This window comes from Mesorhizobium sp. P2_A8, from assembly GCF_056404935.1.
The window spans coordinates 269,693-287,416 of record NZ_JBFUDB010000006.1; the positions used below are offsets into that span (position 1 = coordinate 269,693).

18 protein-coding genes are annotated in these 17,724 nt (G+C 64.1%); 10 read left to right on the top strand and 8 right to left on the bottom strand.

Annotation, left to right across the window (positions count from 1 at the left end; genetic code table 11):
* The first annotated feature begins 8 nt into the window (after positions 1 to 8).
* Positions 9 to 764, top strand: coding sequence for a bestrophin-like domain (locus AC1D10_RS19390; RefSeq protein WP_477274621.1), 756 nt, complete (start codon positions 9 to 11; stop codon positions 762 to 764).
* Between the two features lie 55 nt (positions 765 to 819).
* Positions 820 to 1,134, top strand: coding sequence for a ferritin family protein (locus AC1D10_RS19395; protein WP_477274623.1), 315 nt, complete (start codon positions 820 to 822; stop codon positions 1,132 to 1,134).
* 31 nt (positions 1,135 to 1,165) lie between these two features.
* On the opposite strand, the gene AC1D10_RS19400 is transcribed toward AC1D10_RS19395, so the two are convergent.
* Positions 1,166 to 2,191: a LacI family DNA-binding transcriptional regulator gene (locus tag AC1D10_RS19400; RefSeq protein WP_477274625.1), complete on the bottom strand. Its 1,026-nt coding sequence runs from the start codon at positions 2,189 to 2,191 to the stop codon at positions 1,166 to 1,168.
* A gap of 198 nt (positions 2,192 to 2,389) precedes the next feature.
* Here AC1D10_RS19400 and AC1D10_RS19405 point away from each other — a divergent pair, with 198 nt between their 5' ends.
* The 5 genes from AC1D10_RS19405 (at position 2,390) to AC1D10_RS19425 (ending at position 7,352) form a co-directional block, all read left to right on the top strand.
* Positions 2,390 to 3,424, top strand: coding sequence for a Gfo/Idh/MocA family protein (locus tag AC1D10_RS19405; RefSeq protein WP_477274627.1), 1,035 nt, complete (start codon positions 2,390 to 2,392; stop codon positions 3,422 to 3,424).
* Entirely contained in the window at positions 3,424 to 4,329 is a 906-nt protein-coding gene (locus AC1D10_RS19410; protein WP_477274629.1) for a sugar phosphate isomerase/epimerase family protein, read from the top strand. The genes AC1D10_RS19405 and AC1D10_RS19410 overlap by 1 nt, the downstream gene beginning before the upstream one ends.
* 105 nt (positions 4,330 to 4,434) lie before the next feature.
* Complete coding sequence (locus AC1D10_RS19415; RefSeq protein WP_477274631.1) at positions 4,435 to 5,442, top strand: substrate-binding domain-containing protein; 1,008 nt, start codon at positions 4,435 to 4,437, stop codon at positions 5,440 to 5,442.
* A 72-nt stretch (positions 5,443 to 5,514) separates the two neighbouring features.
* Positions 5,515 to 6,312, top strand: a complete 798-nt coding sequence (locus AC1D10_RS19420; protein ID WP_477274633.1) for an ATP-binding cassette domain-containing protein — start codon at positions 5,515 to 5,517, stop codon at positions 6,310 to 6,312.
* Complete coding sequence (locus tag AC1D10_RS19425) at positions 6,309 to 7,352, top strand: ABC transporter permease (protein WP_477274635.1); 1,044 nt, start codon at positions 6,309 to 6,311, stop codon at positions 7,350 to 7,352. The genes AC1D10_RS19420 and AC1D10_RS19425 overlap by 4 nt, the downstream gene beginning before the upstream one ends.
* A 57-nt stretch (positions 7,353 to 7,409) precedes the next feature.
* Here the strand turns inward: AC1D10_RS19425 and AC1D10_RS19430 are convergent, their stop codons facing one another.
* Both AC1D10_RS19430 and AC1D10_RS19435 read right to left on the bottom strand, forming a co-directional pair.
* Positions 7,410 to 10,067, bottom strand: a complete 2,658-nt coding sequence (locus tag AC1D10_RS19430) for an ATP-dependent helicase (RefSeq protein ID WP_477274637.1) — start codon at positions 10,065 to 10,067, stop codon at positions 7,410 to 7,412.
* Positions 10,068 to 10,148: 81 nt separating this feature from the next.
* Positions 10,149 to 10,976: a DUF2059 domain-containing protein gene (locus tag AC1D10_RS19435; RefSeq protein ID WP_477274639.1), complete on the bottom strand. Its 828-nt coding sequence runs from the start codon at positions 10,974 to 10,976 to the stop codon at positions 10,149 to 10,151.
* A gap of 192 nt (positions 10,977 to 11,168) precedes the next feature.
* Here AC1D10_RS19435 and AC1D10_RS19440 point away from each other — a divergent pair, with 192 nt between their 5' ends.
* Positions 11,169 to 13,484 carry a glucose/quinate/shikimate family membrane-bound PQQ-dependent dehydrogenase gene (locus AC1D10_RS19440; RefSeq protein ID WP_477274641.1) on the top strand — a complete coding sequence of 772 codons (2,316 nt, stop codon included), beginning with the start codon at positions 11,169 to 11,171 and terminating at the stop codon, positions 13,482 to 13,484.
* A 43-nt stretch (positions 13,485 to 13,527) separates the two neighbouring features.
* Here AC1D10_RS19440 and AC1D10_RS19445 read toward each other — a convergent pair whose 3' ends face one another.
* Both AC1D10_RS19445 and AC1D10_RS19450 read right to left on the bottom strand, forming a co-directional pair.
* The gene (locus AC1D10_RS19445; protein ID WP_477274643.1) at positions 13,528 to 13,965 is read right to left on the bottom strand and encodes a hypothetical protein; all 438 of its coding nucleotides are present in this window, start codon (positions 13,963 to 13,965) and stop codon (positions 13,528 to 13,530) included.
* Positions 13,966 to 13,974: 9 nt separating this feature from the next.
* Positions 13,975 to 14,130 (bottom strand): hypothetical protein, encoded by a 156-nt coding sequence (locus AC1D10_RS19450; protein WP_477274645.1) that lies wholly within the window; start codon positions 14,128 to 14,130, stop codon positions 13,975 to 13,977.
* A 261-nt stretch (positions 14,131 to 14,391) separates the two neighbouring features.
* On the opposite strand from AC1D10_RS19450, the gene AC1D10_RS19455 reads away from it, so the two are divergent.
* Positions 14,392 to 15,279 carry a dienelactone hydrolase family protein gene (locus AC1D10_RS19455; protein WP_477274647.1) on the top strand — a complete coding sequence of 296 codons (888 nt, stop codon included), beginning with the start codon at positions 14,392 to 14,394 and terminating at the stop codon, positions 15,277 to 15,279.
* 5 nt (positions 15,280 to 15,284) lie between these two features.
* On the opposite strand, the gene AC1D10_RS19460 is transcribed toward AC1D10_RS19455, so the two are convergent.
* Positions 15,285 to 16,187 carry an EamA family transporter gene (locus tag AC1D10_RS19460; RefSeq protein ID WP_477274649.1) on the bottom strand — a complete coding sequence of 301 codons (903 nt, stop codon included), beginning with the start codon at positions 16,185 to 16,187 and terminating at the stop codon, positions 15,285 to 15,287.
* 89 nt (positions 16,188 to 16,276) lie between these two features.
* Here AC1D10_RS19460 and AC1D10_RS19465 point away from each other — a divergent pair, with 89 nt between their 5' ends.
* Complete coding sequence (locus AC1D10_RS19465; RefSeq protein ID WP_477274651.1) at positions 16,277 to 16,756, top strand: Lrp/AsnC family transcriptional regulator; 480 nt, start codon at positions 16,277 to 16,279, stop codon at positions 16,754 to 16,756.
* 25 nt (positions 16,757 to 16,781) lie between these two features.
* On the opposite strand, the gene AC1D10_RS19470 is transcribed toward AC1D10_RS19465, so the two are convergent.
* Both AC1D10_RS19470 and AC1D10_RS19475 read right to left on the bottom strand, forming a co-directional pair.
* Positions 16,782 to 16,979, bottom strand: coding sequence for a hypothetical protein (locus AC1D10_RS19470; RefSeq protein ID WP_095087062.1), 198 nt, complete (start codon positions 16,977 to 16,979; stop codon positions 16,782 to 16,784).
* 145 nt (positions 16,980 to 17,124) lie between these two features.
* Positions 17,125 to 17,610 carry a thioesterase family protein gene (locus AC1D10_RS19475; protein ID WP_477274653.1) on the bottom strand — a complete coding sequence of 162 codons (486 nt, stop codon included), beginning with the start codon at positions 17,608 to 17,610 and terminating at the stop codon, positions 17,125 to 17,127.
* Positions 17,611 to 17,724: the final 114 nt, after the last annotated feature.

The following is a 17,724-nucleotide window of genomic DNA, read 5'->3' on the forward strand; positions in this document are numbered from 1 at the left end:
TAGCGGGCATGCAGGAAGTTCTCATCGCGGCCGCGATTTTCCTCTGCCTGACAGTGGCGCCGCTGGTCAGCACGGCGATATGGCCCAGGCTGCCGGCCAGACATCGCGACGACGATACGAACAATGTGGTTCGGCTCGCCGCCAACCTGTTCGGCGTCATGACCTCGCTGGTGCTCGGGCTGATGATCAACTCGGCCAAGAACACCTTCGAATCAATCGACCACAATGTGCACGCCTATGCGACGGAGCTGATCCTGCTCGACAGGATCTTGCGCGAGTATGGGCCTGAAACCGACGCTGTGCGCCAGCCGCTGGTCGTCTATGTGCAGAGGGTGGCGGGCAATGCCTCGCCGACCGGTGAGACGCCGGTGGCCGCCAACCGGCTGTCCGACCATCTGCTGACGGAGATCGGCACCCGGCTGAGCGCGCTGGTGCCGAACGACGCGGCGCATAGCGCTCTGTTGCAGGATGCCAGTCAGCGTCTGCAGAAAGTGGTGGAATTGCGATGGATTCTGATCGAGCAGTCGGAGGGCGCGATCCCCTGGCCGCTGATCGCGATGCTGGTTGCATGGCTGGTGCTCATCTTCGCCAGTTTCGGGTTCAGGGCACCGAAAAATGCCATCACCCTGGCAACCTACGTTGTTTCGGCCGCGCTGATCGCCGGGGCGATCTACCTGATCCTTGACATGGACGTTCCGTTCTCCGGCCCGATCCAGATTTCGCCGGTGCCGCTGGAAAGGGCGTTGGCGGAATTGCAGCGATGATGCGGAACCGGGCGGCATTCCCAGGCATTCATGGGGATGAACCACGGAGGACGACATGGGTTTCGACCAGTATCACGAACCGCCTGAAGAACTGTCGCAGAAGGTGCGGACCTTTGCCCGCATGATCACCTCGCTGATCGAGGAGGCGGAAGCGATCGGCTGGTACGAACAGCGCATGTCGGTGGAGAAGGACCCGCAGGCGCGCGCCATCATGAAGAACGCGCAGGGCGAGGAGTTCAAGCACTTCGGCATGGATCTCGAATTCCTGCTGCGCCAGAAGAAGGACTGGCGGGCGGAACTGAAGGAAATCCTGTTCACCACGGGCGACATCGTGAAGGCCGGCGAGAGAGGCGAGAAGAAGGCGGATTGAGGCGACGAGCTTTTGGCGACCGCCCGCCAGATCAATCGCTGTCGCGCGCGACCAACTCCAGCGGCCAGACCTCGCGGATGATGCGTGGACCTTCCGGGCCGGCGAAGGCCGGGATTGAGGCCAGCAGCATTTCGGCAAGCCGCTGCCCCATCGGCTCCAGCGCCGGGCGGAAGGCGGTCAGCGCCGGCGAGAAATAGCGGCAGAGCGGCGTGTCGACGATGACAGTCACCGCCATGTCCTGACCCGGCTTGATGCCCATCTCGGCCAGCGCTTTGCAGCCGCCAAGCGCCATCGCATCATTGTTGAAGATGATGGCGGTCGGCGGGTTCTTGGAACGCATGACCTGCGGCGTCACCTCGTAGCCGCCGGCCTCGTTGATGAAGCCGGACGCGATCAGTTCGGGGTCGACTTCGATGCCGTGCCGCCGCAACGCCTTGCGATAGCCGTCGAGGAACAGGTAGCCGAAGTTGAGATCGAGCGACGGGCGGATGGCGGCGATACGGCGGTGGCCGCGCGCCACAAGGCGGTCGACCGCCTCAGTGCCGGCCTTTTCGAAATCGAGATCGAGTGAGGGGTAGGACTTGGCCCCGGAGCGGCTGCGACCGAGCGTGGCGAATGGGAAGCCGGCCTGCGTAAGATAATCGATGCGCTCGTCCTCGCGCCGCGTCCAGGCCAGTACCACGGCGTCGGCGCGGCGCGTCTCGACGACACGGCGCAGGCGCTCCTGCTGGTAGTCGCCAGGCGCGCCCATGACGACGATCAGGTCGAGCCCGCTCTCGGCGAGTTTCGCCTGCAGCCCGATCAGGAACGGAATGAAGAACGGCTCGCCATATTGCTGGTCGCCCGGATGCGGCTGCAGCATGAAGGCGATCGAATGGGTGGCGCCTTGCCGCAAGCTGCGGCCGGACTGGTTGGGCGAATAGTTGAGCGTCCTGGCTGCCTCGAGCACGCGCTGGCGCGTGTCGGCATTGACGTCGGCGCGGCCGTTGAGGGCGCGCGACACCGTGCCGATCGAAATGTTCAGGTGACGGGCAAGGTCGTGAATGCTGGACGCCAAGTGACTGTTCTCCCCCTTGCTTGGCTAGCACCGGTAGCCGCTCAGGCCAAGCGACAACGACGATTTTCGCGAGCGGCCAATTGACATTCTACGCCTTCGGGTGTGTTCTCGTAAACGTTTACGGGAAAACGTTTACGGTCATGCCGTGAATTGCCGTGACGATCGGTCTGGAGGGACCGAGCGGAGGAGGAGTGCTGGATGATCAATGCCGTCCTGGTCGGCTGCGGAGCGATGAGCAAGCACTGGCTCGACGCCGTTAGGCAGATCGACGGGCTTGCCATTGTCGGCCTTGTCGACCTCGACGCAGACAGGGCGCGGGCGCGGGCGCGGGAATACGACCTCACCAATGCCGTCATCGGCACCAGCCTCGACGCCGTGCTCGACCAGACCAGGCCTGACGTGGTCTTCGACGTGGTGGTTCCCGCTGCCCGCCGCGAGGTCGCGCTTTCCGCCTTCGCCCATCATTGCCATCTCCTGACGGAAAAGCCGCTCGCCGACAGTCCGGAGAATGCGCGCGCCATTGTCGAGGCCGCCCGCCGGGCCGGGCGCATTCATGCCGTCGTCCAGAACCGCCGCTATGTCGCCAATGTCCGGCGCATCAGGCGCTTTCTCTCTTCCGGCGCCATCGGTGCCGCGACCAGCATCCATGCCGACTTCTTCGTCGCTCCGCACTTCGGCGGCTTTCGCGAGGAGATGGCCCATGTGCTGCTGCTCGACATGGCGATCCACACCTTCGACGCCGCCCGCTACATGGTGAATGGCGAGCCGGCCGGCGTCTATTGCCAGGAATGGGAGCCAGCCAGTTCCTGGTACCGGCAGGGATCGTCGGCCAGCGCGGTCTTCGATCTCGGCGGCGGCAAGGTCTTCACCTATGCCGGCTCGTGGTGCGCCGACGGCTTCCGCACCAGCTGGGAGGGCAGCTGGCGCATCGTTGCCGAGCGCGGCAGCCTGGTCTGGGACGGCAATGACGATCTCAAGGCCGAGGTACTCCTATCCGACCGCGACGGCCTGTTTGGCCGCACCGAGCCGATCGCCGTGCCGTCGCTCGATCCCGCCGACCGTGTCGGCGGCCATCTCGGCATCATCCATGATTTCATGCGTGCCATAGAGACCGGCACCGAGCCGGAGACATGCGGCGCCGACAACATAAAGAGCCTGGCCATGGTCTTCGGCGCCATCGAGAGCGCCGAGACCGGGCGCCGGGTAGCGATCTCCACACAGGATGGACAATAATGCCAAACCCGCTTCTCGACATCAGGATCGGCACCATGGTGAGGGCCAATCTCGATGACCCTGCCGCCTATATCAAGGCGATCCTGCCGCTCGGCTTCGAGAGCATCCAGCCCTTCTTCTGGCAGACGCTGGGCGGCAAGGACCTGCCGCGGCTCGCCGGCCAGATCCACGAGGCGATCGGCGATGCCGACGTCACGGTGTCGTCGATCGGCGTGTTCGGCAATCCGCTGGAGGGTGGCGATGTCGATCGGGGCGTGCTGCAGGCCTGGGAAACGGTGATCGACAACGCGCATCTGTTCGGCACCTCGATGGTCAGCGGATTCACCGGCCGCCTCCGCGGCAAGCCGCTGCCGGAAAGCCTGCCGCGCTTCAAAGAAGTCTGGGGGCCGTTGGCCAGGCGCGCCGCCGACAAGGGCGTGCGCATCGCCTTCGAGAACTGCGCGATGGACGGCAACTGGGCTGGTGGAGACTGGAACATCGCCCACAATCCGGACGCCTGGGAGCTGATGTTCAACGAATTGCCGGACGACAATCTCGGCCTGGAATGGGAGCCCTGCCACCAGCTCGTCTACCTGATCGATCCCCTGCCGCAGATCCGCAAATGGGCGCCGCGCATCTTCCATGTCCACGGCAAGGACGCGACGTTGCGCTGGGACGTGATCCGCGAACACGGCGTGTTTGGCCGGCTGCCGTTCGTGCAGATGCGCACGCCGGGCTTCGGCGACAGCGACTGGACGCGGGTGATCAGCGAATTGCGGCTGGCCGGCTACAAGGGCGCCATCGACATCGAGGGCTGGCACGACCCGGTCTATCGCAACGAGCTGGAGATCACCGGGCAGGTACGCGCGCTCGACTATCTGAAGCAATGCCGGGGAGGTGCCAGCTACCTGCCTAACCCGGTGTGAAAGCGAGCCGGCGGGAGGTGCCGGCTGGCCAAGATTGCGGCGCACTGCCGAAGCGATCGTCGAAAACCCCTCGGCTTGGCCAGGGAAAAAAGGGAGGATAAGTGCATGAGCATGACGATGAGAAGGACACTTCTGCGCTCGACCATCGTGGCCGCCGCCACGACACTCGCCGCTTCGATCTCCACCTTGCCAGCGCAGGCTCTCGACGCCCAATGGTGCAAGGACGTCCACATCCGCTTCTTCGTCGGCGGCGCCGAGGGCGACGCCTTCGGCACCATCGTCTATAATGGCGCCAAGCAGGCGGCGGCCGATCTCGGACCCAAGGTCGACTACATCTTCTCCGGCTGGGACGTCGAAAAGATGGTGCAGCAATTGCGCGAAGCAGTCGCGGTCAAGCCTGGCGGCATCGCCATGATGGGTCATCCGGGCGACGCCGCGATCATGCCGCTGGCCGAACAGGCGCATAAGGACGGCATCAAGATGATGTACCAGAACGTGCCGGTGCCGAAGGTGACGGCGGCGTTCGGTGGCGGCTATGTCGGCGCCCAGCAGGAGCAGCAGGGCCGCGCGCTCGGCGCCGAGGCGTTCAAGCTGGCCAAGCTGAAGGGCGGCGACAAGGCGATCATGATCGGTCCGTTCGATAACGAAAGTCGCGGCGCGCGCGAGCGTGGCACAGTCGCGGCGCTGAAAGAGGCCGGCATCGACGTCATTCAAATCAATTCGGTGCCCGAGTGGGCTGCCGATCCGAATCTCGCGATCCCAGTGATCACCGCCGCGCTGCTCAACAATCCCACCGTCAAGGCGGTCGGTTATCCCGGCGGGCAGATGCTCGGCAATGTGCCGACCTACATGCAGGCCGCAGGGAGGAAGGCCGGCGACATCTTCAACTTCGGTTTCGACACCAGCCCGCAGATCGTCGAGGCCTTCAAGGGCGGCTGGGTGCAGCTGACGGCCGACCAGCAGCCTTTCCTGCAGGGCTATCTGCCGATCCTCAGCCTCTGCCAGCAGGTCGTGCTGGGTCTCGCGCCGATGAATGTCGACACCGGCGCCGGCTTCGTCACGCCTGAGAACTACGAGATCGTCGCCGAACTCGCCAAGCAGGCGCTGCGCTGACCTGTAATCTCGGCATGCCGGTCGGGCTCGATCCCGATCGGCAAAATATCGGCAAACCAAGCGAGGATCGCCATGGCCGAACGCCTCATCGAACTGCGCGACATCAGCAAGTCCTATGGTCAGGTCTATGCGCTGGGGGGAGTCAATCTCAGCGTCGACCGCGGCGAGGTGGTCGGCCTGATCGGTGACAATGGCGCCGGCAAGTCTACGCTGATCAAGATCTTGTCCGGCGTGGTCAAACCGACCAGCGGCGAGATCCTCGTGCGCGGCAAGCCGGTGACCGGCTGGAGTGCCGCGCGTTCGCGCGACGCTGGCATCGAGACGGTGTTCCAGGACCGGGCGCTGGCCGTGCAGCAGACCATCGTGCGCAACATCTTCATGGGCCGCGAGCTCACCGGCTTCCTCGGCTGGCTGAAGGTCAACAAGGAGATCGAGGAGGCAAGCCGGCTGATGCGCGAGATCGGCTTCACCTCGAAAGTGTTCACGCCGCAGTCGATCGTCGGGCAGCTTTCGGGCGGCGAGCGCCAGGGTGTGGCGATCGCTCGCGCCATCTACAAGCAGGCGGAACTGATCATCCTCGATGAGCCGACGACGGCGCTGTCGCTGACCGAAACCGCCAAGGTCTTCCATTTCGTGCGCCAGGTGCGGGCGAGCGGCCGCTCGATCCTGTTCATCGGCCACAACATCCATCATGTCTTCGACATCGCCGATCGCTTCGTGGTGCTCGATCGCGGCAAGGTGGCGCTGACGGCCGACCGCAGCGAGATCAAGTCGGCGGAAGACCTCATCAACTTCATGGAGGATGTCGCCCACCCCGGCGGGTTGGCCGGGTTGCACGACACCGGCGACGCCGAGGGGGCAATGCGATGAGCAAGACTATGGAACCCGATCTGCACGAACCGTCAGCCGCCATTCCTCGCTCGCAGAAAGAATGGAAGCACCCGTCCGATCAATGGTTGCGCGGCTTCATCCTCGACAACCGCGCTTCGCTCGGCACGCTCGGCGTGTTCATCGTCATGATGGCGGTGTTCATGATCGCCAACCCGACTGTCTTCACCACCTGGTATCTCTACAGCTCGGTGCTGACCACCCTGCCGGTGGCGCTGTTCGTGGTGGTGCCGCTGGTCTTCGTCGTCACCTGCGGCGAGATCGACCTGTCGTTTCCGGCGACGATGGGTTTTGCTTCATGGGTCTTCGCGCTGGTCGTGCAGGCCGGCTACGATCCGTTCCTCGGCATTGCCGCGGCACTCGTCACCGGCATGCTGCTCGGCTTCCTGGTCGGCTCGCTGGTGGTCTATGGCGGGCTGTCGTCACTGATCGCCACACTCGGCATGAACTTCCTGCTGCGCGGCCTGATCCAGATCGTCAACGAGGGCAAGTCGATGTCGCTGACCGGCCTCGCCGACAGCTGGGCCTACAAAATCTTCTCCAGCCAGGTTTATGGCATCCCGGTGCAGATCTTCTGGGCCATAGCCTTCGTCGTGCTGTCGGCGATGCTCTACAACCGCCACCGCTTCGGCGCGCAGGTGAGAGTGGTCGGCGACAATCCCGACAGCGCCCAGCAGATGGGCATCGACGTCAAGCGCGTGCGGGTGAAGGTGTTCGTCTTCGTCGGCATTGGTGCGGCGATCGCCGGCACCTTCTCGGTGATGATCAACTTCACCTGGTGGCCGACCGCCGGGGATGGCTATCTCTTGCCGGTGCTGGCATCGGTGTTCGTCGGCGGCACGCCGACCTGGGGCGGCATCGGCACCGTCGTCGGCGGCGCCATCGGCGCCGTCACCGTGTCGTTCATCCAGACCGGCGTCGTGGCGGCTGGCCTCAGCGGCTTCTACGTCCAGTTCTTCAACGGACTGATCATCATCCTGTCGCTGCTCGGCCATAAATGGAACCAGGCGCGGTATCGGTGAAGGGCGGGAGATCTTAGCCGGGCGAGTCGCTTGTAGGACAACCGGGCAGGTGGGTGCTCACACCGCTGCGACGAACCCGTCCAGCACGCGTTTCTGGCCGGCCTTGTCAAAGTCGATGGTCAGCTTGTTGCCTTCGATGGCGGAGATGTTGCCGTTGCCGAATTTCTGGTGGAAGACGCGGTCGCCGACGTTGAAGGCGGACGGCGTGTCGGAGACGGATTTGGCGACCAGTTCGCCGTCGATGGTGCGGCCTTTGACGGAGGTGCGTCCGGCGCCGTAGCCGGAGTCGGTCTCGCCATAGCCGATGCGCTCGACGTGGTGGCCGGAGCGCGAGCCCCAGTTGCGGTCGGTCGCTTCGGTGCGATTGGCTTGCGCGCGCTGCCAGCCAGGCGTCGCGTACGTGTTTGAGAAGGCGCCGGATTTCTCGGTGTCGGCGCCAACATTGTCGAAGCGCGAGGCGCCATACGGATTCTGCCGGCCGCCTCTTCCGGAGGCAAAGGAACCGCCGCCATAGGAATTGCCGTAGCCGCCGTAGGAGTTGCCACTTTCGGCGACCTCGACATGGGCTTCCGGCAGTTCGTCGAGAAAGCGCGACGGGATGGTCGACTGCCACAGGCCGTGGATGCGGCGGTTGGAAACGAACCACAGATGCAGGTTCTTCTTGGCGCGGGTCAGGCCGACATAGGCGAGACGGCGCTCTTCCTCCAGCCCGGAGCGGCCGCCTTCATCGAGCGCACGCTGGTGCGGGAACAGGCCTTCCTCCCAACCGGGCAGGAAGACGGTCTCGAATTCGAGGCCTTTCGCCGAATGGAGTGTCATGATGTTGACGGCGTCGAGTTCGGCATTCTGCTCCGCGTCCATGACCAGGGCGACATGCTCGAGGAAGGAGCGCAGCGACTCGTACTCCTCCATGGAGCGGATCAGTTCTTTCAGGTTTTCCAGCCGGCCGGGCGCCTCGACCGAGCGGTCGTTCTTCCACATGTCGGTGTAGCCGCTCTCTTCCAAGATGGTCTCGGCGAGTTCGGTATGCGGCGTGGTTTCCAGCGCCTTCTGCCAGCGCTCGAAATTGGCGGCGACTTCGCGCAAGGCGGCGCGCGGCTTCGGCTTCAACTCGTCGCTCTCGGCGAGCTTGGCGGCGGCTTCCAGCATCGGCACGCGCAGCGCGCGCGCTGTGTCGTGGATCTGGCGGATGGTGGTTTCGCCCAGGCCGCGCTTGGGCACGTTGACGATGCGTTCGAAGGCGAGGTCGTCGGCGCCTTGCGCGACGACGCGGAAGAAGGCCAGCGCATCACGGATTTCCATGCGCTCGTAGAAGCGCGGACCGCCGATGACGCGGTAGTTGAGGCCGAGCGTGACGAAACGGTCCTCGAACTCGCGCATCTGGAAGGAGGCGCGCACCAGAATGGCCATGTCGTTGAGGTTGTGCTTCTGGCGCTGATAGGCCTCGATTGTCTCGCCGACGGCGCGGGCTTCCTCCTCGGAATCCCAGGCGGCGTGGACATGCACCTTGCCGTCCTCGGGCTCGTCGCGGTCGGTGAACAGCGTCTTGCCGAAGCGGCCCTCATTGTGGGCGATGAGGTGGGAGGCAGCCCCAAGGATATGCGCGGTGGAGCGGTAGTTGCGCTCCAGCCTTACGATGGTGGCGCCGGGAAAATCCTTGTCGAAGCGCAGGATGTTGTCGATCTCGGCGCCGCGCCAGCCATAGATGGATTGATCGTCGTCGCCGACGCAGCAGATGTTGACTTTACTGTCGCTCACGGCCGCACGCGAGCTTCGCTCGCTGGCCTCCGCGGGGGCGGCCTGACCGGCCAACGCCCGGTCGGGCTTGCGGCCCTCGGCCGATCGCAGATCTGTCGATGTTGACGGGCGTCCGGCATCGGGCCGCTGTGCCAAGAGGCGCAGCCACATGTATTGGGCGGTGTTGGTGTCCTGATATTCGTCGACGAGGATGTATTTGAAGCGTTTGTGGTATTCCTTCAGAACATCCGGATTGGCGCGGAAGATGCGGATCGGATGGCACAAAAGGTCGCCGAAGTCGCAGGCGTTCAGCGTCTGCAGCCGCGCCTGATAGGCCTTGTAGAGTTCGCGGCCCTTGCCGTTGGCGAAGGCGCGGGCGTCGCCCTCGGCGATGTCGGCCGGGCCTTGCCCCTTGTTCTTCCAGCCGTCGATCATCTGGGCGAACTGCTTGGCCGGCCAGCGCTTGTCGTCCAGCCCCTCGGCCTGGATCAATTGCTTGATCAGCCGCACGACATCGTCGGTGTCGAGGATGGTGAAGTCGGATCTCAAGCCGGCCAGCTCGGCATGGCGGCGTAAGAGCTTGACGCCGATCGAGTGGAAGGTGCCGAGCCAGGGCATGCCTTCGACATTGCCTTCGCCGATCAGGATGCCAATGCGCTGCTTCATTTCGCGCGCGGCCTTGTTGGTGAAGGTGACGGCGAGGATCTGCGACGGGAAGGCCTTGCCGGTGGCGAGGATGTGGGCGATGCGGGTGGTCAAGACGCGGGTCTTGCCGGTGCCGGCGCCGGCCAGCACCAGAACCGGGCCCTCAGTGGTTTCCACCGCCAGCCGTTGCTCGGGGTTCAGCCCCTTCAGATAATCGGGTGCATTGTTGTGGCCGCTGCGGGCAGCCATGGCGCGCGCGGCAATGCCCGACGGGGCCGTGGGCCTCGCATTGGGTTCGTCGAAAAAGGGCATGTCTTCGGAAAAGCCGGACATCTCCCCCCGAATGTAGTGATTCGGCGGCGAAAGGCCAGAAGTGTCTACGTTTTGTTCCGGTAAAGTGCTTGGTGTTGCGGTTCAGGCCTTGCGATAACCGAGGGCGACGAAAAATCGATGTCCGAACGAGCGCGCCTCGTCCGTCATCACGGCGCCGAGGGCGACCTGCATCTGGTCGTAATAGTGGCGGCCGGCGGGTGACGCGAGGAAAGCCCCGTAAAGTTTGAGATCGTCAAGCGGCAGGTCCCGGTAGATGTAGGCCACCGACACCATGACGTCCGTTTCGATGTTATGACGAAGACCCTCGGACCGCTGACGCAGCAGGGCCATGATCTGATCGTCGGGCAGGGGCTTTCCGGCCGCTCCCAACATCTCGGACAGCATCGCATAGCCCATGTTCAAGGCCACGGCTTCTCCGGTGTCGACAGCGCTGAGATCATCGACGATTTGTCTGTACTGTGCGAGCCGGTCCGGATCCCTGGACGGAAGCTCGCCCAGGATTTTGGGGCCTTCGATGGTCTTGCGTTCCCTTTCTGCTGGAGTGGAGGCCTGAATTTCCAGCGCCGTGACCTGTTTGCCGAGGGGTGACGCATAGAATGAGGCCAGGTCGGACAGGTCCTTGGCGGGCAGTTTGTCCACCATTCGCGCTTCGATGGCTGCTTCCATCTTGTTCGCGTCAAAGGCGCCTTCCATGGCCGCCGCCAGGGCGTCCTGGACTTTCTGCGGCGGCGTTTCCGGCGCCGATTTCACGGCCGCGACGAAACCCGGGCCGATAGCCGTCAGCATCTCGTGGAAGCCGTTCGCCTTGTTGATCTCATGCAGCGTCTGCGCCGGCGCGGCCACGGTGAGGGAGACAAGGCAGCAGAGCGCAAACGCCAGGCGCGTCAGCGGCGGAACGAATGACGTCATTTGCTTGCTCCAGAGTAGAAATGATCCAACAGAGACTGCTGGAAAAGTCGACTGCAGGCAAGCTGGATTGCCACCTTGGCGTGTGGGCCAGCTTGACAGGCGGGGCGGGCAGGAGAAAGTTGTGCCCAGGGCAGGAACGGCGCATCGGGCTGCCTTGGGCGTCGCAAGCGCAACAGTCGAAGGAGTATCATCTTGGCTGTCACCATCACCTCCCTCATCCTTTTCCTGATCGGTCTGGCGCTTGGCGGCGGTGGCATTCGCTTGGCTTCGCTGGGCGGCAGCTGGTACTATGTCATTGCCGGTCTCGCCTTCCTGATCGCCGCCTGGCTGCTCTATCGGCGCCGATCCACCGCGCTGTGGCTCTACGCGGCGATCGTGCTCGCCACGCTGGCCTGGGCTGTCTGGGAAACCGGCTTCGACTGGTGGGAACTCGGGCCGCGCGGCGGCATCATCGTGCTAGTGGCGCTGTGGCTGCTGACGCCGTGGGCAAGGCAGGGTCTTGCCGGCCCCGACGCGCGTGCGCCGCTCATCCTTGCCGTGCTGGCATCGCTTGCCGTCGCCGGATATTCGATGACCGCTGATCCGAAGGACATTGCCGGCGAACTCGGCACAGACAAGGTGGTCGCCAATGCCAACCTCGGCAACGATGTGCCGGCCGGCGAGTGGCACTATTACGGACGCACGCAGTTTGGCCAGCGCTATTCGCCTCTCGACCAGATCACGCCGGACAATGTTGCCAAGCTGCAGCCGGCCTGGACCTACCGCACCGGTGACGTGAAGGGGCCGGACGATATCGGCGAGACCACCTATCAGGTGACGCCGCTGAAGATCGGCGACACGCTCTACATCTGCACGCCGCACAATTTCGCCATCGCGGTCGATGCAGCGACCGGCAAGGAGAAATGGCGCTACGATCCCAAGATCAAGCTCGACAAGGACCGCCAGCACCAGACCTGCCGCGGCGTGTCCTACTATGCCGATGCCGCCATCGCCGCCGGCCAGCCCTGCGCGACCCGCGTCTACCTGCCGACCTCGGACGCGCGGCTGATCGCGCTCGACGCCGCCAATGGGCAGGTCTGCCCGGCCTTCGCGGAGGGCGGCACGCTGAACCTCTTGACCAATATGCCCTATCCGAAGTCGGGCTATTACTACTCGACCTCGGCTCCGCTGATATCAGGCGGCAAGATTATCGTCGGCGGCGCGGTCAACGACAATTATTCGACGCAGGAGCCGTCGGGCGTCATCCGCGCCTATGATGTCAGCACCGGCGCCCTGGTGTGGAACTGGGATTCCGGCAACCCGGACCAGACGACGCCGCTGGCGGCGGGCCAGACCTATACCGCCAACTCGCCCAACATGTGGTCGACGCCAAGCGCCGACGAGAAGCTTGGGCTGCTCTACGTGCCGCTCGGCAACCAGACGCCGGATCAGCTCGGCGCCGGGCGTAGCGACAATGTCGAGAAATTTTCGTCGTCGATCACCGCGCTCGACCTCAACACCGGGCAGTTGCGCTGGGTGCGGCAGACCGTCCACCACGACCTCTGGGATATGGACGTGCCGGCTCAGCCTAGCCTGATCGACATCACCAAGGCCGACGGCACGGTCGTGCCGGCGCTGGTCGGGCCGACCAAACAGGGCGACCTCTATGTGCTTGACAGGCGCACCGGCGAGCCAGTGATTGGGGTCAAGGAAGTGCCGGCGCCCGGCGGTGCCATCGAGGGCGACCACACGTCGCCAACACAGCCAGAATCGGATCTCTCGTTCAATCCGAAGCCGCTTACCGGTGCCGACATGTGGGGCATCACCATGTTCGACCAGCTGGCGTGCCGGATCGAATTCCAGAGCCTGCGCTATGAGGGTCGCTACACGCCGCCGTCCGTACAGGGCTCGCTGATCTATCCCGGGAATTTCGGCACCTTCAACTGGGGCGGCGTCGCGGTCGATCCGGTGCGGCAAGTGATGTTCGGCATGCCGACCTACCTGGCATTCAAGTCGCAGCTCATTCCGCGCGATCAGGTGCCGCCGCCGGACGAAGGGCGCGGCAGCGAGCAAGGGTTGAACCGCAACGAAGGCGCGCCCTATGCGGTGGTGATGGGACCGTTCCTGTCACCGCTCGGCATCCCTTGCCAGGCACCGCCCTGGGGCTATGTCGCGGGCGTGGATCTGCGCACCGGCACCATTGCCTACAAGCATCGCAACGGCACCGTCTACGACATGACGCCCCTGCCGTTGCCGCTGAAGGTCGGCGTGCCGGGCATCGGTGGGCCGATGATCACCGCCGGCGGTGTCGCGTTCCTGGGCGCGGCCGTTGACGATTATCTGCGTGCCTATGACCTGACATCCGGCAAGCAGCTCTGGCAGGCCAGGCTGCCGGCCGGCGGGCAATCCACGCCGATGACCTATACGGTCGCCGACGGGCGCCAGTTCGTGGTCATCGTCGCCGGCGGCCACGGCTCGGTCGGCACCAAGCCGGGGGATTATGTGATGGCCTACGCGCTGCCGAAATAGGGAAGGCTACTTCAGGACCAGTTTGGCTTGATGGGTCGTCGCCTCAGCCAATTCCGAGATGGCTCTTCAGGCCGGGCACCGAGCCGAGCACCTCATTGGTCAGGTCGGGGCCGGCGGCCGCCTCGGCCTGCTGGATCAGCGTCGTGCCGGCCTTCTGGATCTGCGCCATGTCGAGGCCCGATGCCTTCAGCGCGGCGAGGCCGTTGACCAGCGCGCCGGCTTTTTCGCCGAGAACGCCGCCAAGCGCACCCTGCAGCGACGACAGGAAGCCACCGCCGCCAGCGGCCGGGGCGGCGGCCATGACGTCATACTGATGGGCAAGGTCGTCGGCGCCGGGGATCTTGGCGAAAAACGATGACGCGTTCGTGCCTTCCGCCTCGTGTTCGAGCACCGAGAAAATTGTGCCGACGACCTTCTCCGTCGTGGCCTGGTCGAGGCCCGCCTTCTGCGAGACGGTGTTGACGATATCCTGGACGTTCATGGTCAGACCTCAACCTTTGGTTTTCGTGTTAGCCGGATGGCGCTGGCGGCTGCGAACCTTGACCATGGACCTCCGGCTTGCGGCAACGATCGTCGCGCGCAGCGCCAGGATGGCAGCCGCGGCAACCAGGAAAGCGGTCGCCAGGATCGGGGAAGGCATGGTCATCGGCATCGTTCCTTTCAGATCGGGCCTTTCAGATCAGGACCGTCACCGCGCCATGGCGCGGCCGAGGTCCAGCAGTCTCCCCCACTAATGTGGCAACGCCATCAAGATTTGTCGCCGATGACCAAAATGTGATGATCCGCCGCCTTCAGGCCATCGCGATACAGGGCGTCATCGAGCCGTGACTGGACGATGCGAAGCTCGCCCCTATCTTGCGGACGACGAGGACACCGAAGTCGAGATCCGAGATCGAAGGAGCGCCCCATGACCGACGTCAACACCAAGCCTGCCATCACTCAGGCGATGATCGACGCCTATGACGAATACACGCATCTGACGCTCGACCGCCGGCGCTTCATGGAACAGCTGACCAGGCTTGCCGGGTCGGGCGCGGCGGCCGCCGCGATCGCGCCGCTTTTGGCGGCGAATTCGGCGCAAGCGGCAATCGTCGCCGACAACGATCCGCGCGTGAAGGCCGAGGACATCAGCTATCCCGGCGGCGGCGGCGACATGAAGGGCTATCTGGTCAGGCCGGCCGACCAGACTGGCAAGCTCGGCACCGTCATCGTGGTGCACGAGAACAGGGGTCTCAACCCGCATATCCGCGACGTGGCGCGACGCGTGGCGCTGGAAGGGTTCGTGGCACTGGCGCCGGATTTTCTGTCGCCGCTCGGCGGCACGCCTGATGATGAGGACAAGGCGCGGGACATGTTTGGCAAGCTCGATCCGGCGCAGACGGCGGCCAATGGCGTGGCAACGGTCGCTTTCCTCAAGGGCGACAAGGACGGCAATGGCAAGGTCGGTGCCGTCGGCTTCTGCTGGGGCGGCGGCACGGTCAACTCGCTGGCCGTCAACGCACCCGATCTCAGCGCCGGCGTCGCCTATTACGGCATGCAGCCGAAGGCCGCCGATGTGTCGAAGATCAAGGCGGCATTGCTGCTGCACTATGCCGGGCTGGACGAGCGCACCAATGCCGGCATCGACGCCTTCAAGAAGGAGCTCGATGCGGCGCATGTCGAATACACGGTCTTTGTCTATGAAGGCGCCAACCACGCCTTCAACAATGACACCTCGGCGGCTCGCTACGACAAGAAAGCGGCCGACCTCGCCTGGGGCCGCACGATCGCTTTCCTGAAGGAGAAGCTGGCGTAGTTGTTTCAGCGCGCCCGCTTGTGGAAGGCAACGCCGGCGACCACCAGCGCAATGCCGAGGCAATCTCTGAGGCTTGGAATCTGGCACAGCACGATAACGCCGATCAGCGTCGCTGTGACCGGCAGCAGCGACAGCATCAGTGCAAAGCTGGCCCGCGGCAAACGCGACATGGCGAGTTGGTCGCAGATGTAAGGAATGACCGACGAGCAGATGCCGACGCCGATGGCGGCGAGAAGCAGCAACGGTGAGAAAAAGGCCGGCAGCGCATCGGTGAAGCCGATCGGCAGCACGACAACAAAGGCGATCGCCATGGCCGCGCTGAGGCTGGCGATGCCGTCGCCTGCGCCTGCGCGGGCGACGCGGTGGCCGAGCACGATGTAGCAGACGAACAGCGCGCCGTTGAGGAAGGCCCAGAACAGCCCGACCGGATCGCTCGACCACTTTATGTCGATGAGCAGCAAAGTGCCGGTGACGGCAACGGCAAGGGCGGCAAGATTGCGCGGGCTCCTGAGGCCGATGAATGCAATGCCGATGGTGCCGACAAATTCGATCGCCGCCACCAGCGAGATCGGCAAGCGGTCGAGCGCCAGATAGAAAGAACAGTTCATCACCGCCAGGCAGGCACCGAAGGCCAGCAGCAGCAGCCGCGTCGGGCGATCGGCGCGGGCGAAGGTTCGCCATGGACGGGTCAACGGCGCGAAGATCAGCGCGGCCGTGGCGATGCGCAGCCATGCCATGCCAAGCACGCCGACATGCGGGAACAGCAGCACGGCGAAGGCCGGCCCGAGATAGTGGAAGACGGCGCTGACACCGAACCAGACATGCGGCGGCAGCCTTGCCTCCAGCCCGCCAAGCACATGGCCAGCAGGGGAAAGGCTTGCCTCAAGAGCTTGCGTTTGGTTGTCCATCGGATCAGTATCGCAGGCAGATTTGCTGATTTACATGGATGATGGTTGGCTCTTCTGGCTATCTTTCGCCCGGAATCAAGGGATTTTCCATGAAACGCCTTCGAACTGAAAGTGTCGACCTCGATGCGGCGGATATGAAGATCCTGCGTCTGCTGGAAAAGGACGCACGCATCAGCACGGCCGAACTTGCACGCTCGGTCGGCCTGTCGGCGCCGAGTGTCGCCGAGCGAATCAAACGGCTGCAGGAGAGCGGCGTGATCGAGGCCTATTCGGTCAGGATCAACCCTGCCGCACTTGGCCTGCCGCTGTCGGCATGGCTGCGCATCCGTCCGGTGCCGGGGCAACTGGCTGTCGTGGCCGAGATCATCCGCGAGCTGCCGGAGATCGCGCAATGCGACCGGGTGACCGGCGAGGACTGTTTCATCGCGCTCGCGCATGTCGGCTCGGTGGCCGAGCTCGAACGGGTGATCGACCGCATCATCCCCTATGCGATGACGAATACGGCCATCATCCAATCGTCACCGGTGGTGGCGCGCTCGCCGCTGGCGGCGGTGAAGCGGTCGCCTTGAAGGCAGGATTGTCGGTTCGAAGATTTTAGGCGTGGCCGCGCTTCATGCGCGCCTGTTTCAGGATGGCGCGCCAGCGGATCATGTCGAACGGGATCGGCTCGTTGTTGTTGGCGATGTGGAAGATCTCGTTGTTGACGTTCTTGAGAGAGCGCCAGAAATCATAGTCGGTGATGCGCGGATCGGCGACAAGCCTGTCCACCTCGACCTTGATGTCGGTTTTCATGCACGTCCCTCGAACCGGCTTCGCCGCGCCGCCCGTATCGCAACCCATGAGGATCGTTTTCGACCGCTCTGCTGAGTCGTTCAATGGCCCAATTGGCTTCTTCCCGTTAAAACCTCGGTAAGGTTAACGTGGGCCTCGAGTCGCTTCAAGCGGTCTTGCGACGAATCCCGATCGAACGGCCGGCGCGCTCCGGCATCGGCAATGCGGAATGGGCGGCGCGCATGGCTTCGACCTTGGACAACACATCGGCGGGGAACGGCGCCACCTTCGGCCCGGACATGTCGACATGCAGCGAAAGCGATTCGGAGGTGGCGGCGAGCCAACCGTCGACGTGGCGGATTTCCTGGTAGACACGCAGCCGCTTGTCGTCATGGTCGATCAACTGGAAGGTAACCGTGACCTTGTGCTCCAGATGCAGCTCCTGCACGTAGCAGACATGGACTTCCGCCGTGTAGATGGTGAGGCGGCGGTCCCTGGCGTAGTTCGGCCCCATGCCCATCGCCTCGAAGGCATCGTCCGAACAGCGGTCGAACAGCACGTTGTAATAAGCCATGTTGAGATGGCCGTTGTAATCGATCCAGTCCTTCTCGATGTCCATGGGTTGGGAGACGAAGGGGGCGGGGATGGACATCGAAACTTCCTTGTTCTGGTGCGGGGACAGCGGGCTGGTCTGGACAGAGCGTGGCCGGTGAGACTACGCATCCATAAATGCATAACAAGGGTGGACGCTGGTCCATTCGCGGAG

What these genes read in the sequence shown, in the direction of transcription:
- AC1D10_RS19405 (WP_477274627.1), top strand. Translation starts at nt 2,390, where the DNA reads ATGATCAATGCCGTCCTGGTCGGCTGCGGAGCGATGAGCAAGCACTGG.
- AC1D10_RS19445 (WP_477274643.1), bottom strand. Translation starts at nt 13,965, where the DNA reads ATGAACGTCCAGGATATCGTCAACACCGTCTCGCAGAAGGCGGGCCTC.
- AC1D10_RS19415 (WP_477274631.1), top strand. Translation starts at nt 4,435, where the DNA reads ATGAGCATGACGATGAGAAGGACACTTCTGCGCTCGACCATCGTGGCC.
- AC1D10_RS19470 (WP_095087062.1), bottom strand. Translation starts at nt 16,979, where the DNA reads ATGAAAACCGACATCAAGGTCGAGGTGGACAGGCTTGTCGCCGATCCG.
- AC1D10_RS19455 (WP_477274647.1), top strand. Translation starts at nt 14,392, where the DNA reads ATGACCGACGTCAACACCAAGCCTGCCATCACTCAGGCGATGATCGAC.
- AC1D10_RS19465 (WP_477274651.1), top strand. Translation starts at nt 16,277, where the DNA reads ATGAAACGCCTTCGAACTGAAAGTGTCGACCTCGATGCGGCGGATATG.
- AC1D10_RS19395 (WP_477274623.1), top strand. Translation starts at nt 820, where the DNA reads ATGGGTTTCGACCAGTATCACGAACCGCCTGAAGAACTGTCGCAGAAG.
- AC1D10_RS19425 (WP_477274635.1), top strand. Translation starts at nt 6,309, where the DNA reads ATGAGCAAGACTATGGAACCCGATCTGCACGAACCGTCAGCCGCCATT.
- AC1D10_RS19420 (WP_477274633.1), top strand. Translation starts at nt 5,515, where the DNA reads ATGGCCGAACGCCTCATCGAACTGCGCGACATCAGCAAGTCCTATGGT.
- AC1D10_RS19435 (WP_477274639.1), bottom strand. Translation starts at nt 10,976, where the DNA reads ATGACGTCATTCGTTCCGCCGCTGACGCGCCTGGCGTTTGCGCTCTGC.
- AC1D10_RS19460 (WP_477274649.1), bottom strand. Translation starts at nt 16,187, where the DNA reads ATGGACAACCAAACGCAAGCTCTTGAGGCAAGCCTTTCCCCTGCTGGC.
- AC1D10_RS19410 (WP_477274629.1), top strand. Translation starts at nt 3,424, where the DNA reads ATGCCAAACCCGCTTCTCGACATCAGGATCGGCACCATGGTGAGGGCC.
- AC1D10_RS19390 (WP_477274621.1), top strand. Translation starts at nt 9, where the DNA reads ATGCAGGAAGTTCTCATCGCGGCCGCGATTTTCCTCTGCCTGACAGTG.
- AC1D10_RS19475 (WP_477274653.1), bottom strand. Translation starts at nt 17,610, where the DNA reads ATGTCCATCCCCGCCCCCTTCGTCTCCCAACCCATGGACATCGAGAAG.
- AC1D10_RS19430 (WP_477274637.1), bottom strand. Translation starts at nt 10,067, where the DNA reads ATGTCCGGCTTTTCCGAAGACATGCCCTTTTTCGACGAACCCAATGCG.
- AC1D10_RS19450 (WP_477274645.1), bottom strand. Translation starts at nt 14,130, where the DNA reads ATGACCATGCCTTCCCCGATCCTGGCGACCGCTTTCCTGGTTGCCGCG.